Origin of the sequence: Lentzea guizhouensis (genome assembly GCF_001701025.1) — a bacterium.
Taxonomy (GTDB): Bacteria; Actinomycetota; Actinomycetes; order Mycobacteriales; family Pseudonocardiaceae; genus Lentzea; species Lentzea guizhouensis.
In genome coordinates this window covers 4840163-4854028 of record NZ_CP016793.1, presented here as the reverse complement: position 1 = coordinate 4854028, position 13866 = coordinate 4840163, and the positions used below count along the sequence as shown (strand labels likewise).

13 protein-coding genes are annotated in these 13866 nt (G+C 70.0%); 4 read left to right on the top strand and 9 right to left on the bottom strand.

Annotation, left to right across the window (positions count from 1 at the left end; all coding sequences use genetic code 11):
* Positions 1-97: 97 nt before the first annotated feature.
* Positions 98-568 (bottom strand): NlpC/P60 family protein, encoded by a 471-nt coding sequence (locus tag BBK82_RS23990; protein ID WP_065917013.1) that lies wholly within the window; start codon positions 566-568, stop codon positions 98-100.
* A 24-nt stretch (positions 569-592) separates the two neighbouring features.
* Complete coding sequence (locus BBK82_RS23985; protein ID WP_065917012.1) at positions 593-1105, bottom strand: GNAT family N-acetyltransferase; 513 nt, start codon at positions 1103-1105, stop codon at positions 593-595.
* A gap of 71 nt (positions 1106-1176) precedes the next feature.
* Between BBK82_RS23985 and BBK82_RS23980 the strand changes: the two genes are divergently transcribed.
* Together BBK82_RS23980 and BBK82_RS23975 are read left to right on the top strand one after the other, a co-directional pair.
* A complete protein-coding gene (locus BBK82_RS23980; RefSeq protein ID WP_065917011.1) occupies positions 1177-1626 on the top strand; it encodes a winged helix-turn-helix transcriptional regulator in 450 nt (149 codons plus the stop codon).
* A gap of 86 nt (positions 1627-1712) precedes the next feature.
* Entirely contained in the window at positions 1713-3173 is a 1461-nt protein-coding gene (locus BBK82_RS23975) for an alkaline phosphatase family protein (RefSeq protein ID WP_065917010.1), read from the top strand.
* On the opposite strand, the gene BBK82_RS23970 is transcribed toward BBK82_RS23975, so the two are convergent.
* Positions 3170-6169 (bottom strand): AfsR/SARP family transcriptional regulator, encoded by a 3000-nt coding sequence (locus BBK82_RS23970; RefSeq protein WP_065921308.1) that lies wholly within the window; start codon positions 6167-6169, stop codon positions 3170-3172. The genes BBK82_RS23975 and BBK82_RS23970 overlap by 4 nt on opposite strands.
* A 94-nt stretch (positions 6170-6263) precedes the next feature.
* Positions 6264-6860 carry a TetR/AcrR family transcriptional regulator gene (locus tag BBK82_RS23965; RefSeq protein ID WP_237048340.1) on the bottom strand — a complete coding sequence of 199 codons (597 nt, stop codon included), beginning with the start codon at positions 6858-6860 and terminating at the stop codon, positions 6264-6266.
* Positions 6861-6925: 65 nt separating this feature from the next.
* Between BBK82_RS23965 and BBK82_RS23960 the strand changes: the two genes are divergently transcribed.
* Both BBK82_RS23960 and BBK82_RS23955 read left to right on the top strand, forming a co-directional pair.
* Positions 6926-7390, top strand: a complete 465-nt coding sequence (locus BBK82_RS23960; protein ID WP_083268114.1) for a hypothetical protein — start codon at positions 6926-6928, stop codon at positions 7388-7390.
* Entirely contained in the window at positions 7368-8597 is a 1230-nt protein-coding gene (locus BBK82_RS23955; RefSeq protein ID WP_065917007.1) for an aminotransferase class V-fold PLP-dependent enzyme, read from the top strand. Before BBK82_RS23960 ends, BBK82_RS23955 begins: the two co-directional genes overlap by 23 nt.
* On the opposite strand, the gene BBK82_RS23950 is transcribed toward BBK82_RS23955, so the two are convergent.
* From BBK82_RS23950 to BBK82_RS23930, 5 genes are all read right to left on the bottom strand, one after another.
* A complete protein-coding gene (locus BBK82_RS23950) occupies positions 8587-8976 on the bottom strand; it encodes a RidA family protein (RefSeq protein ID WP_218920652.1) in 390 nt (129 codons plus the stop codon). The genes BBK82_RS23955 and BBK82_RS23950 overlap by 11 nt on opposite strands.
* 27 nt (positions 8977-9003) lie before the next feature.
* Positions 9004-9906: a methionyl-tRNA formyltransferase gene (locus BBK82_RS23945; RefSeq protein ID WP_065917005.1), complete on the bottom strand. Its 903-nt coding sequence runs from the start codon at positions 9904-9906 to the stop codon at positions 9004-9006.
* Positions 9903-11135, bottom strand: a complete 1233-nt coding sequence (locus BBK82_RS23940) for an argininosuccinate synthase (RefSeq protein ID WP_065917004.1) — start codon at positions 11133-11135, stop codon at positions 9903-9905. The genes BBK82_RS23945 and BBK82_RS23940 overlap by 4 nt, the downstream gene beginning before the upstream one ends.
* Positions 11136-11152: 17 nt before the next feature.
* On the bottom strand, positions 11153-11896 hold the full coding sequence (locus tag BBK82_RS23935) for a HalD/BesD family halogenase (protein ID WP_065917003.1): 744 nt from the start codon (positions 11894-11896) through the stop codon (positions 11153-11155).
* Between the two features lie 157 nt (positions 11897-12053).
* Positions 12054-13091 (bottom strand): Hsp70 family protein, encoded by a 1038-nt coding sequence (locus tag BBK82_RS23930; RefSeq protein ID WP_065917002.1) that lies wholly within the window; start codon positions 13089-13091, stop codon positions 12054-12056.
* Positions 13092-13866: the final 775 nt, after the last annotated feature.

Genomic DNA, 13866 nt, shown 5'->3' with positions numbered 1-13866 from the left:
CCTGAGTCGCCCGGCGGACGAACGGCCGGTGAACTCAGCCCCGATGGGCGACCGAACTGCCCTTGAGGTCCTCGTCCCCGCACGGCGCCCAGGCTGGTCACGGGTGCTGGTCGAGCACGCTCGCGTACCGCCGCGGAACGTACAGCTCGGCCGCGCTGTCGTACGGGTACTCGATCACCCGCAGCCGGGTCCGGTACCCGCCGGCCTGCTCGTAGGACCAGTACCGCCCCTGTTCCTCCGCCCAGGCCGCGAAGATCACGACGTGCCGGGTCAGGTTGGTGCCGTCGGTGCGGATGACGATGTCGCCCGCGCGCAGCTCCTCGCGCCGGATCGGGGTGCTGACGCCGGCCAGACCGGGGGTGTCGAGGCCGCCGTGGCGGTCCTCCGGTTTGCCGGGGAGGCCCCAGGCCATGGAGACGAACCCGGAGCAGTCGGCGCGGTAGATGCCGTGTTCGTTGGCGTGGAACTTCGCCTGGCCGTAGGGCACCGAGTCACGCAGCCAGGTGCACGCGCGTTCCACGATCTCGGCACGGCCGATCAGGCGGCCGGCGGTGCGTGCGGTGGTCACGCGGCGATGGTCGGTGACCGACCTTTAAATGCCCTGCAAACTCCCTATAAGGTCGGCGTCGGTGATCTCGGCGATGGCCCAGGCGAGCGGGTAGCTGAGCTGGATCGTGTCGTCCTGACCGGTCAGCCGCACCCCCGGCAGCACCTTGCGGACCAGGGCGAGCATGGCGTGGTTGTCCGGCAGCACGTCGCCGTGCAGCTCCGCGACCCCCAGCCGGGCCGCCACCTCGGTCAGCGCCTCGAGCAACCGCTTGCCGACACCGCGGCGTTGCCAGCGGTCGACGACGGCGACGGCGATCTCGGCGCCGCACTCACCGGTGCGGATCACGCGGGCGATGCCGATCGGGTCACCGCCGACGCGGGCGCACACGGCCGCGTGCCGGACGCCGTCGACGTCCGCCAGCACCCGGCGCGCGGACGCGGTGAGGCGTGGGGTCGGCGAGTGGAAGCGCTGGTAGCGGCTGCGCGCGGACAGGCCTTCGAACACCGCGTCGACAGCCGCGGGCGCTGTTTCCCGGTCGAGCTCGGTCACACGCATCAGACCCCCTGAGTTCGGAATCCGAACTGTAGCTGAGTTCGAAAATCGAACGCAAGGGATATCCTGGGGTCATGTCGTACGCGAGCTTCGCCAGTCTGCCCTGCACCCTGGGCCGCCCCGCCGCGCTGCTCGGCGAGCGCTGGACGTTGTTGCTGCTCCGCCAGATCTTCCTGGGCACGCGCCGGTTCGAGGACTTCCAGTCGACGATGGAGATCTCCCGCAGCGTGCTGACCGACCGGCTGAGCATGTTGCTGGACGAGGGCGTGCTCAAGCGCGTGCCGTACCAGCACGAGGGCCGCACCCGGCACGAGTACCGCCTCACCGAGAAGGGCAAGGACCTCTACCCGGTGCTGATGGCGCTGCGCACGTGGGGCGAGAAGTGGATGTCGACCGAGCAGGAGGACGAGTCGTTCACGCTCGAGCACCGCGACTGCGGCGGCGGAGTGCGGGCGAAGGTCGAGTGCACGGACTGCGGTGCCGAGCTGACCGCGCGGGACGTGCACGTGACGGCGCGCGCGTGAACTTGTACTGACAACCGTCGAAGCCCAGGTGAACATCCGGTCCGCTCCATTGCTGAAGACGGTTTCAGCCAGCGAGTGTTCTTGTCATGACAAGAGCTGCTCTTGCGTTACTCCTGCCGCTGTTCCTGCTCGCGCCCGCCGCCGTCGCGGCGCCGGCGAAGACGCCCAAGGTGCTGGTGATCGGGCTCGACGGCGCTCGCTACGACAAGCTCCTCGCCGCCGACACGCCGAACATCCACGCGCTGCTCAACCGCGGCTACGGCGCCCGCAGCTCCCTGTACGGGTCGGGCATGGCCGCGACCTCCAGCGGCCCCGGCTGGTCGACGGTCCTGACCGGGGTGTGGCCGGACAAGCACAAGGTGAAGGACAACTCCTTCACCGGCAACGCGCTCGCGTCCCACCCGAGCTGGCTGGAGCGGGCCAACACCGCGAAGCCCGCGCTGTCGACGTACGCGGCGGTGGACTGGAAGCCGATCAGCGACCGCGTCCTGCGCTCCGGCCAGGACCGCAAGTACGTGCTGGACGGCGACACCGCCGGCTACACCGGGTCGGACGAGAAGATCACCGCCGACGCCGAGCAGCACCTGCGCTCGAACGCCGCGGACGCCTCGTTCGTCTACCTCGGGCAGATCGACATCGCCGGGCACGACCACGGTGCCGACTCCTCCCAGTACGCCGCCGCGATGCGCACCAACGACGCGCAGATCGGCCGGCTGGTCAAGGCCGTCGAGTCGCGACCCACGTACGCGAACGAGGACTGGCTGATCATGATGACCACCGACCACGGCCACACGGCTGCGGGTGGCCACGGCGGTGACTCGCCGGAGGAGCGGATGACGTTCGTGATCTCCACGGGTGCCGCGCGCCCGGCCGTGGCGCCGAAGCTGGTGGACGTGGCGGCGACGGCGTTGCGGCACCTCGGCGTGTCCGCGGCGCTCGACGGGTACGCGCTCGGCAGCGCGCCGGTGGACGCGTTCGACTCTGTGCCGCTGAAGCCGCGCCAGGACGAGACCGGCGTGCCGTCGTCGGTGCTGGGCTGGACGCACCAGGGCCCGGCCGGGTGGACGGTGACCACGGCGTCGTCGATGCCGCAGGGTGTCGCGGAGTGGCAGGGCTGGTCGTTCACGACCGACGACTTCTGGACCCGCACCGCGCCGTCGCAGTCGCGTGAGGCGAACGTGCGCGCGCGTGGCGTGTTCGCGGTCGCGGACCCGGACGAGTGGGACGACAAGGGGTCGCCGTCGGCGAGCGGCAGGTTCGACTCGACGATGACCTCGCCCGCGTACGACGTGACGGGCAGGTCCAGCGCGCGGATCGAGTACGGGTCGCACTACCTGCAGGAGGGCACGCAGCGCGGCACGGTCGCCGTGTCGTTCGACGGCGGGCCGGCCCAGGTCGTGCGCACCCACGACGCGAACGGCATCGCCCAGCAGATCACGCTGGACGTGGCCGTCCCGCCGGGCGCCCGCAGCGTCAAGGTGTCGTGGCGTCTCTTCGACGCCGGCAACAACTGGTACTGGGCCGTGGACGCCCCGCGGCTGTCCTAAGTGGTCAGATGGGTTGAGCGCCACTGCCTGGCGCTCACCCCCTCCAGCTCCCCCGCCTCCCGCGCACGCAGGTCGGTGAACAGCGCCTTGGCCTGGGCCCAGATCTCCTCGTCCCCGGTCGCCACCGCGAGGTCGCGCATCGTGCGGGCCTGCCAGATCGGCAGCCCGAGCGTGGTCCACTGGTCGAGCGCGTCCTCCAGCAGGGCCGCGGCCTCGTCGTCCCGGCCCTGGGCGAGCACGGCCTCGCCGAGGGTTCGCGTCATCAGCGCCAGGCCGAACCGGTCGTGCTGGCGGGTGCAGACCTCGATGCACCCGGCCAGCAGGTCCTCCACGCCGGTGAGGTCGCCCGCCCGCAGTGACGCCTTCGCGAGGGACTGGACCGCGTAGGTGGTCCCGAGCTCGTCGCCCGCCTCGCGCAGGATCCGTTCCGCGTCCCGGCTCAGCTCGACGGCCGGCGCGAACGCCCCCGTCGCGCGGTGGCAGACGCTCAACCCCCGCAACGCCAGCGCTTCGCCGCGCCGGTCGGCGAGCGAGCGGTACAGCTCGACGCAGCGTTCGAAGGCCGCGATCGCCTCGGTGACGTCCCCGTGGTCGCGCAGGATCGCCGCGACGCCGTAGCTCGCGGCGGCGACGACTCCCCGGTCCCCCACCGCGATGGCCTGGTCGAGCAGCTCACGGGCCGGTGCGAACTCGGCGAGGTCGCGGTGGACCGTGCCCATGCCGACGTAGGCCACGGCGAGCGTCTCGGTGTCGCCGATGTCGCGCGCGATCCCGGCCGCCTGCCGGAAGTCCCGCAACGCCCTGGCGAAGTCGTCCTGCTGGTAGCGCAGCTGCCCGAGCCCGGCCAGCAGCACCGCCTCCGCCTTGCGGTTGCCGCGGTCGCGGGCGGAGGACAGCGCGACCTCGTGGGTGCGCTGCCAGTTGCCGAAGTCGTTGCGGGCGGCGAAGGGGGACGACAGCAGCGACGTGATCACGGTCGTGGTCAGCTCGTCGACGCCGAGGTCGTGCGCGCGTTCGACGGCCCGCACCACCGCGCCCGTCTCCGACTGCAGCCAGCCGTTCGGGTCCTCCTCGACGTCCTCGGCGAGCCGCCGGTCCACCTCGAACGGCGCGGCGAGCTGCGGCCGCACGCCCAGCATCACCCGCGGCAGGTCCCGCACACCGGTCTCCACGAGCGCGAGCCACGTCGCGAGCATGCGCGTGACGGCCCCGGTGATCTCCTCGGCGGGCTCCTCCTGCGCCTGCTCGGCGCCGAAGAGCTGCACCAGGTCGTGGAACCGGTAGCGCACGCGACCGATCTGGTCGACCCCGGCGACGTCCACCAGCCGCAGGTCGACGAGGTGCTCGACGACGTCTTCGGCGTCGTAGGGCGAGATGTCCAGCAACGGCGCCGCGACCCACGCCCCGAAGTCCGGCAGGTCGAGCAGCGACAGCAGGTGGAAGGCCCTGCGGTGCGGCACGTCGAGCTCGGCGTAGTTGAGCCGCAGCGACGAGCGGATGGCCAGGTCGCCCGTCTCCAGCTCGTCGAGCCGGCGCCGTTCGTCGGACAGGCGCTTGGCGAGCGTCCGCAACGGCCAGTGCGGCCGGGCGAGCAGTTTCGCGCCCGCCGCCCGCAGCGCCAGCGGCACCCCGCCGCACAGCGTCGCGATCTGGTGCGCCGCCTCGGGTTCGCCGCCGACGCGGTCGGAGCCGACGATCCGGCTGAGCATCTCGGCTGCGACGTCCTCGCTGAGGAACCCGAGCTCGATCGGTTCCGCGCCCTCCAGCCCGGTGAGCCTGCTGCGGCTGGTGATGATGACGAAGCAGTTCGCGTTGCCGGGCAGGAGCGGTCTGACCTGCGCCTCGCTGCGGGCGTTGTCGAGCACCACCACCAGCCTGCGGTCGGCGACCGTGCGCCGGTACAGCTCGACCCGCTCGTCCGGCGCGGCCGGCTGGTCGTTGCCGGGGACGCCGAGCAGCCCGAGGAACCGCCCGAGCACCTCCTGCGGTTCGAGGTCCCTGCCCGCACCGCGGAGGTCCGCGAACAGCTGCCCGTCGGGATAGGCCTTGCGCAGCAGGTGTGCCGCGTGCACGGCCAGCGCCGACTTGCCGGCCCCGCCGAACCCCGAGATCACCACCGTCGGCGTCGCCGTGCCGTCCTCCGGCGCCTCGCACAGGCCGATGACCTGCTTGAGCGCCTCCTGGCGGCCGGTGAAGTCGCTGATGTCGGGCGGCAGGTGGTGTGGCACGACCTGCGGCCTGACCAGCACCGGCGGCGGCACGGTCTTCGTGAGCGTGTCCTCGGTCGTGCCGTTGAGGATCGCCGTCTGCAGCTCTTTGAGCTTCTCGCCCGGCTCGATGCCCAGCTCGTCCAACAGGTACTCGCGCGCCTCGCGGTACACGGTCAACGCATCCGCCGTGCGCCCCGCACGGTGGTATGCCCGCATCAACAACTCACGCGTCTCCTCGCGCGCCGGGTGCGCATTGGCCAACGCCGTGAGCCGGCTGATCGCGTCGTGCGCCCTGCCCTGCTGCAGCTCACACCGCCCGAGCCCCTCTTCGACGCTGAGCCGTTGCTCCTCCAGCGCGAGCGCGTGCCCCCTCGCGAACTGCGCCTCCACCCCGTGCAACGCCGGCCCCCGCCACAACCCCAACGCCTGCTGGTAGTGCGCGGCCGCCGTGCTCTGGTCCCCCGCCCGCTCCGCCTGCCGCGCCGTGGACACGTGCCGGCTGAACATCTCCACGTCGCTGTCGACGTCCAGCACGTACCCCGGCGCCCTGGTGATGAGCGCCTTGTCGAGCGCTCTGCGCAACGACGACACGTAGGTGTGCACCAACGCGCCCGCGGTCTGCGGCGGCTGGTCATCCCAGATGAGGTCGATCAACCGTTCCACCGGCACGACCTGCCGCGGCTGCAGCAGAAGTGCCGCGAGCAGGGTCCTCGGTTTCGGCCCGCCGAGGTTCACCTGTCTGCCGCCGACCCACACCTCGACCGGCCCCAGTACGAGCGCTTTCACGCCCACACCCCCATCCCCCAGTAGATGAGCACGTGCGTGCGTTCCTGAGAATGCCCTACTCAGGTGCCGGTTCGAGGCGTTTCGGCGCGGTGGGTCACCGCAGCGAGCCCAGATGCCTCTCCAGCACCGACACCGTCAGCTCCGGCGTCATCCGGTCCGGGTGCAGCACCCCGTCCACGGTGAGCCCGTCGAGCAGCGACGCCAGCCGCTCCACCTCCAGCTGCACGTCGAGGTCCGCAGCCGCCGTCCCCTCCGCCACCATCCGCCGCACCACCTTGTCGCAGATGAACCGCACCCCGTCGTAGAGCCGCTCGGCGTGCGGCAACAGCCCCGGCCGGGTCCGCGCCGCCGTCGCGAACGCCAGCCACAGCACGGCTTCGTCGCGCCGGCGCCCGTCCAGCGGCAGCACCTCCGACAACACCCGCACCGCCGGCCGGCCCTCCCCCGCCGACAACGCCTCTACGTGCGCCAGCACGCGTGCGCCGATCGAGTCCACCAGCGCCTCGACGGCGAAGATGATCATCGCGTCGTGGCTGTCGAAGTAGTGGCGGATCGACCCGATCGCGAGCCCGGCCTCCACCGCGACGTTCCGCAGTGACGCCTGTTCGACGCCGTCCCGCACCACCACGCGGAAGACCGCCTCGGCGACGTGCTGACGGCGGGCGACGGGATCGACGACTCGCGGAGACACCTCCTCTTTGTAGCATGACCCTGCTAGTTTAAGTAGCAGGGTCATGCTACTTAATGGGGGAAGCAATGACATACGTGCTGATAGCGGCAGGTGTGCTGTACGTGCTCATCCGCAGGTTCCTCGGCGAACCGCTCACCGCGCGAGACCTCCTCGCCCCACCGGCGTTCCTGCTGTTCTTCGGCATCCGGGCGACGACCGACTTCCACGCGATCTACCTCGTCCCGCTCGCGGCGGGGTTCGCGTTCGGCGTGCTCAGGGGCATGACGACCAAGCTCTACGAACGCGACGGGCACCTGTGGCAGCGGTACACGCCATGGACGTTGCTTGTGTGGGTGACGTCGTTGGGCGTGAGCGCCGGGCTCGGTTTCCTGGTCGGTGGGCACGCGCCGACGCAGCTGTCGATCGGCGTGAGCATGCTCGGCGAGCTCTGCGCGATTGGCGCCAAAGCGCTCAGCACTGGTGTTCCGTTCGCGCCGGACAAGACAAAGAGCCCGCTGACGAGGTTCGATGACAGGCGTGGAGCGTCGTGACTTCCTCATGGGTACCGGGCTGCTCGCCGTCACGCCGGTCGTCGCCGCCTCGGCCGCGCAGGACCTGGACTGGGGCGCCGTGCGGCGTGAGTTCCGGCTGGACCCGGAGCTGGTGAACCTCGGCCAGTTCTACCTGGCCTCGAACCCGCGCGAGGTGCGGGACGCGGTCGAGTCGTTCAAGCGCAAGCTCGACGCGAACTCGCACGACCTGATGACCGGCGAAGCGCAGAAGGTCGCCGAAGCGCTCGGGCAGTACACGGGTGGCAACGCGGACGACATCGCGTTCGTCCCCAACACCACTGTCGGGCTGTCGATCGTCTACGGCGGCCTCAAGCTCCGCGCCGACCAGGAGCTGCTGCTCAGCGACCAGGACCACCCGTGGCACCGGCAGGCCGCGGAGCTGGCAGCGCGACGAGCCGGTGCGCGCACGCGGGTGGGCACGTTGTTCGAGAGCCCGGCGCGGGCCACCGAGGACGAGATCGCGACCAGGCTCCGCAACGCGATCACGCCGCAGACCCGCGCCGTCGGCATCACCTGGGTGCAGTCGAGCACGGGGCTGCGGATGCCGGTGCGGGCGTGCGCCAGGGTGGTCGCCGAGGCGAACAGGGGACGCACGCAGGAGGACCGCTGCCTGCTCGTCGTCGACGGCGTGCACGGGTTGGCCGCCGTCGACGACGACCCGGCGAAGACGGGCGCGGACGTGTTCGTCGCGGGCACGCACAAGTGGTTGTTCGGGCCGCGCGGCACCGGCATGGTGTGGGTGAACCCGCAGGTGGGCGACCAGATCGTGCCGCTGCTGCCGAGCCTGGGCGGCCGCGGTGACACAGCGTTGCCCGGGCCGGGCGGCTTCCACGCGTTCGAGCACTTCTACGCGGTGAAAGCCGCCGTCGAGTTCCACCAGCGACTCGGCCGGAGCCGCGTCGCGAGCCGCATCACCGAGCTGGCGACGCGGTTCAAGGACGGGCTGGCCGGCCTGCCCGGCGTCGCCGTCCACACACCGCGCGACCCAGGGCTGTCCGCGGGCCTGGTGTGCTTCGACGTCGCCGGGCAGACCGGTGAGGGGCTCGTCGCCCTGCTGGCGCAGAAGCGGATCCAGATCACCACCGCGCCCTACCGGATCCCCTACGCGCGCGTCGGCACCGCGATCGTGAACACACCGCAGGAGATCGACAGGACGCTCGCGGAGATCCGGTCGCTCACTCGGTAGCCGCGGCCACGACCTCGATCTCCACCAGCCATTCCTCCTCGTAGATGTCGCAGGCGATCACGGTGACCGCCGGCTCGTGGTCGCCGAGCAGCTCGCGGCGCACACGGGAGTTGACGCCGCGGTACTCGCGGTCGGCCAGGAACGTCGTCGCCTTGACGATGTTCGTGCGGTCCATGCCGGCGGCCTCGAGGGTGGCGAACACGTTCGCCCACGCCTGGCGGCACTGCGCCTCGAAGTCGTCGGGCACGTTGCCGTCGGCGTCGGCGGGGATCTGACCGCTCACGAACAACAGCTTGCTGCCGCCGGGCACGCTGGCGGCCTGGACGTAGCCGGGGCTGGGGATCGCCGTCTTGATCGGCGTGAAGGATGCGGTACGCACGCACCGCATCCTCCCGCATCGCCACGATCAGGTGAGCCGGGCGCCCATCTTCTTGAACACCTCGGTGGCCGGACGTGCTTGTTCGCCGTCGACCTGGACCTCCAGCAGGACGATCCCCTCGGTGCCCGTCACGACCGCGACACCGCCGTCCGCCTGCCGCACGACCTTGCCGGGCGTGCCGCAGAAGCCCATCGACGGCGGCGCGGCCTTCTTGACCGCGACCTTGCGGCCGTCGAGCGTCGTCCAGGCGTTCACGTACGGGTCGGACTGGCCGCGCACCAGGTCGTAGATCTCCCTGGTGCTCCTCGACCAGTCGATCCTGGTGTCGTCCTCGGTGATCCGGTGCCAGAACGTGCGCTTCGCCGCGTCCTGGGGCGTGCCCCGGTCACCGGCGGCCAGCTTGTCCAGCGCCTCCAGCGTCGCCGGCACGTACTGGGCGGTCACCTGCTCGTAGATCTCGGTCGCCGTGTCGTGGTCACCGATCGGCACGACCTTCTGCACCACGACGGGTCCCGTGTCGAGCTCGGGTTCCATCAGGTGCACGGTGACGCCGGTTTCGCTCTCGTGCTGCCGGACCGCCCAGTTGATCGCGCCGAACCCGGAGAACTTCGGCAGCAGCGCGTCGTGCACGTTCAACGCGCCCAGCCGGGACGTGGTCAGCAGCTCGCCGGGCAGCCGCGTGCGCCAGTTCGTGGAGACGATGACGTCCGCCTGCAGCTCCTGCAACCGGCCGAGGATCTCCGGCTCGCGCCCGTTCGCCGAGATCACGCACGGCAGCGCGTGCTCCTCGACCAGTTCGGCCACGTGGGGTTCGCCGAGTCCGGTGAACTCGGTGCGGTGCGTGAGCACCAGCACCACGTCGTGGTGCTCGACGAGCGAGCTCAGCACCACCGCGCCGAGCTCGCCGTAGCCGAAGAAGACGATCCTCATGAAACTCCCTCAGGCGCTGGGTCGGACGCCGCCGCGGCCACCGACGCGAAGCGCAGCGCGTTCATCCGGATGAAGCCCTCCGGGTGGTGCCGCTCGTAGGCCGCCGCACCGACGCCGGCCTCGAACGACACGCGCTTGCGGCTGTGCTTGGAGAACGGCGAGGTGCGTCGCAGCACGCTCACGTTCCCCTTGTACAGCGCCACCTCCACGTCACCGGACACGTTCTGCTGGCTGTGGTCGATCGCCGCCTGCAGCATCTCCCGCTCGGGGGCGAACCACAGGCCGCGGTAGACGAGCCTGGCGTACCGCGGCATCAGCTCCTCCTTGAGCAACGCCACCTCGCCGTCGATCGTCAACGCCTCCAGCGCGCGCCGCGCGGTCAGCAGGACCGTACCGCCGGGCGTCTCGTACACGCCACGCGTCTTGATGCCGATGATCCGGTTCTCGACCATGTCGACCCGGCCGACCGCGTGCTTGGTGGCGAGCTCGTTGAGCTTGCCGAACGTGTCGGTCGCGCTCAGCGGCACGCCGTCGACCGCCACCGGGTCGCCGCCCTCGAACGTGATCGTGACGCGTTCCGGCTCGTCGGGCGCCTCCGCGAGGTCGCGCACCCGGAAGAACACGCCGAGCGGCGGCAACGCGCCGGGGTCCTCCAGCACCTCACCCTCGTACGTGGTGTTCATGAGGTTCTGGTCGACCGAGTAGGGACGGTCGGCGGCACCGGTGCTGTCGATCTGGATGCCGTGGTCGGCGGCGTACTTGAGCAGCTGCGACCGGGTGTTGAGATCCCACTCGCGCCAGGGCGTGATGATCTTGATGTCCGGGTTGAGCGTCTGGTACGCGAGCTCGAACCGCACCTGGTCGTTGCCCTTGCCGGTGGCACCGTGCGCCACGGCGTCCGCACCGACGGTCTTCGCGATCTCGATCTGCTTGGCCGCGATCAACGGCCGCCCGATCGCCGAGCCGAGCAGGTAACCGTCCTCGTAGACGGCGTTGGCCCGCAGCATCGGGAAGACGTAGTCGCGCGCGAACTCCTCCCGCAGGTCCTCGACGAACACCTCCGCCGCACCGATCGCGTACGCCTTGTCCCTCGCCCGGTCCAGCTCCTCACCCTGGCCGAGGTCCGCGATGAAAGCGACCACCTCGCACTCGTAGGTCTCCTTCAACCACGCCAGGATGACCGAGGTGTCCAAACCGCCGGAATAGGCAAGAACCACTTTGTTGACCACGACGCTCCTCTTGGCAATCAGACGCGGAAAAGGTCTTCCATGGTTTCGTGCGAGATTTCCTTGCTCAGATCCCGTTCGGCCGCGTAAGCCATGTTGATGATCGTGCGCTTGGCGCCTTCCTCAACGGGGTGCACGCGGTGCAACGTGGTGTCGGTGCGCAGCAGGTAGATGTCGCCGGGCTTCAGCTCGTACGAATAGATCGGGTTGTTCACCAGCTGCTTGAACACCTGCGGGTTCGTCTTGTCCCACGACGTGTTCGGCACCGTCTGGACGAACCCGCCGTACTCGACGTCCGGGCAGTCGACCACGAAGATGACGCCGAAGCTGTAGTCGTCCCAGTGCCAGCCGTGCGTGTCACCAGGCCGTTCGAGGTGCGTGATGACGTAGTGCTCCGGCTCGTACGGGCACTCGAGAACCTGCTCACCTGCAACGTTGCTCAGCGCCCTGATGAAGGCGGGGCTGCGGTAGAGGTCGACGGTCGCACCGGCGTGGGCGCGGATGTCGGCAGCCGTGACGTTGCGCATGTACCGCGGGCTGTTGCTGGTCTCCGCGAGGTGCAGATCCCGTCGGATGGACTGCTCAGCCAGCAGCTCGTTCACCTCAGCCGAGACCATGGCTTTCACGTCGTCCGGCAGAAGGTACGACACGAGCGCGAAGCCAGTTTCGTAGAACGACTTGCGCGAAACCCACAGCTGCTCGTTGTCCACCTCGCGGTGAACGTGCTCCTCGATGGACGAATCCAGTGAAGTGACGATGGACAATTCCGTCTCCCCGGTCGGTCGTTTGCAGCCGAAAAAATCCCCCACTGAAATCGGCTCCGAATGTGACGCTCCGATAGCCTGCTGGTTTTGTTCGGTCGGTGTCAACGGCGGTTAAACCAGCGTCTTCGCCAGAGGAAATGGGCGGGATCAGCGTCCTTTATGGCTGCAGCACCGGCAACGCCGCCGTACCGGGCGGCGGCAGCTGCACGCTCTCCACCACCACCCGCGGCGCCTCCGGCTCCATGACCTCGTGCGCCACAAACGCACCCGCCACCGCCATCAACCCGACGGCAACAAACGGCGTAACGCCAACCCTCTTCTTCGCCCGCTCTTCTTCCCGCCGCTCAGGCACCCACACCGCCGGCACCTCCACCGGCTCCGGCTCGAGCTGCATCGCCTCGTGCGCCGCACCCCTGGCCGTCGCCCCGTCCGGCGCCTTGATCGCCGGAATCCCCAACCGTTCCGCGATCTCCCTCGCCACCAACGGAATCCGCGCCGACCCACCTACCAAGAGGATCAGGTCCGGCCGGTGCCTCACCCGCTCCACCGCATCGACCACCAGACCCACCGCGGGCCGGATGATCGCCTCGAACTCCAAGCGGCTCAACCGCACCTCGGCGAGCGGCGCATCCGGCACCACCACCGGCACCCGCACCTCGGGATACGACCCGAGCAACTCCTTGGCCTCCGCACAGCTCCGCTTGAGCTCAGCAGTGAGACACCCCGTCCGCGCCGCCACGTGCTCAGCCACGAACTCATCGATGTCCCGCCCACCGATGTCCACCGTCTCCGGCCGCCCGGCCACCATGAACACCCCTTGCTTGCACAACACCGTCACATCGCACCGACTGGCCCCGAAGTCGCACACCACCACCGTGCTGCACTCCGGCAGCCGCGCCACCTCGTCATAGGCCTTCACCGCCGCATGCGGCTCCGGCACGAACAAGATGTCCGGCCGTCCATGTCTGATGAGCTCACCGCGCAGGTCCTCCAGCACGTGGTGGTCCCAGCCCAACCGATGCGTCATGGCCACCCGGCTCGGTGGCTCGCCGTATCGGGCCGTCAGCTCGTCGAGCACTTCGGCGACTTCGGCTGCCACGCCGGCGTGCTTGCGTGGGTGGGTGGTGGTGGCGCCACGGGCGATGGAGACGGTGGTGGCTGCGGATCCGATGTCGAGCCCGACCTGGTACGACATGAGTGGGTCACCCCTTATGCGCGGACACCCTCACACACGTATGTCTTCGCTGGGGTGGTTCAGGTCGGGGTGCCGGGGTCACTCGAATCGCGGCGCTCTGGTGGGTTGCTTGGTTCTTGTTGGCCGCCTCTTGCCGGTTGACCGCCTTCTGTCGACCGTTTCGCGGCCGTCGGGTGCTGCCAGGCCGTCGGGTGCTCCCCGGCGGTCTGTCGGCTCACCCAGGTCGGCTGCCTCGCCTGGTGCGTTTCGCGCGGTCCGCTGCTGAGCCTGGTCAACCGCCTCGTCCCGGCGACCGCCTCGTCCTGGCGACCGGCTCGCCGTGCGCCGCGGCGACCGATTCGCCCCTCGTCCCCCCTATCGGGTGAACCCTGTCCTGATCCAGACCTGCCCTCGTCTCCTCCATGTCCCGACGTCAACCCCGTTGCCGTCCGCAAAAGAAGAAGGAACGCGGCGCGGCGGCCATCGATTGCGAGGTGATCACGACCGTCCGACCCCCGCCGGCTCACCCCACACGGTCGACGGCCCAGGTGAGGCGAGCGGTTTGGGCGAAACGCAGGCGCTGCGCGCGACGCCCGCGCGCGGGGTTTGCGGCCCACCCATCCCGGCCGCGGAGTTTGCGGCCCACCCGCCCTCCCGCATCGAGGGCTCGGTCCGGCCCGAAACAGGGGCACTGCAGTCCGCGGCGTGCACAGTCCAGGGCCCCGCACAATCCGCAGACCCGCCCGGACATCGCCTTGCCTGCCGCCTCCTGAGCAGATGGCTCGATCAGCTCATC